This is a genomic window from Dietzia sp. B44, from assembly GCF_014145245.1.
Classification (GTDB): domain Bacteria; phylum Actinomycetota; class Actinomycetes; order Mycobacteriales; family Mycobacteriaceae; genus Dietzia; species Dietzia natronolimnaea.
The window spans coordinates 1-987 of record NZ_JAALEF010000472.1 but is presented as its reverse complement, the minus strand read 5'-3'; the positions used below and the strand labels follow the sequence as shown (position 1 = coordinate 987).

The 987-nt window shown below is 72.3% G+C and carries 1 protein-coding gene; it reads left to right on the top strand.

Annotated features, from left to right (window positions below; all coding sequences use genetic code 11):
* Nucleotides 1-147: 147 nt before the first annotated feature.
* Nucleotides 148-987 (top strand): metal ABC transporter permease (locus G6017_RS14335; protein WP_182617966.1); only part of this gene is annotated, 840 nt, incomplete at its 3' end.

Here is a 987-nt window from a genome sequence, read left to right as displayed (position 1 = left end):
CGCGGACTCGGTCGCCCTGCTCAACGGTCGGCTGGTGGCGCACGGCCCCGTGGCCGAGACCACCACCCCCCAGATCCTGTCCACGTTGCTCGGGGCGCGGCTGCCCGCCGTCGACGACCGGACGCCGACCGCCGAGGGAGCACTGTGATGATCGATCTGCTCGTCGAGCCGATGAGTTACGAGTTCATGCGGCGCGCCCTGCTCGTGGTGGCCGCCTCCGGTGTGGCCGGCGCGTTGCTGAGCTGCTGGCTGGTCCACATGGGCTGGTCTCTCATGGGTGACGCGGTCTCCCACGCCGTCCTGCCCGGTGTGGTGATCGCCGCCCTGATCGGCATCCCGTTCGCGGTCGGCGCACTCATCGCCGCGCTGGTCGCGGTGGCGCTCATCGGCGCGGTCCGAGAGGGGGGGACGGTGCGGGAGGACGCGGCCATGGGCATCGTCTTCACCGCCCTGTTCTCGTTCGGACTGGTCCTCATCGCCCGGTTCCCCAGCGGGCAGGACCTGCACTCGATCCTGTTCGGCAGCGTCCTCGGGGTGCGCGATTCCGACCTCGTCCAGGTGTTGGCGGTCTCGGCGTTCACGGTGATCGTGCTGCTGGCCTTCCGCCGCGATCTCATCATGCTGGCCTTCGACCGGCTGCACGCCCACACCCTGGGGCTCAGGACGCGGGCGCTGACCGGGCTCCTGCTCGCCACCCTCGCCACCGCCACCGTGGCGGGGGTCCAGTCGGTGGGCGTGATCCTGGTGGTGGCCACGCTCATCATCCCCGGCGCGACCGCCCAGTTGGTGGCCGACACCATGCGGGGGACGATGATCGTCGCCGTCGTCGTCGCCCTGGTCGGTGGCGTCACCGGCCTGTACGCCGGCTACTACGCCGACCTCCCCCCGGGCCCGGTGGTGGTCCTCGCGCAGGCCGTCATCTTCACCGCGGCGCAGCTGTTCGCCCCCCGGCGCGGCGTGATCCCGCGGGCCGCGGCGGGCGCCCGG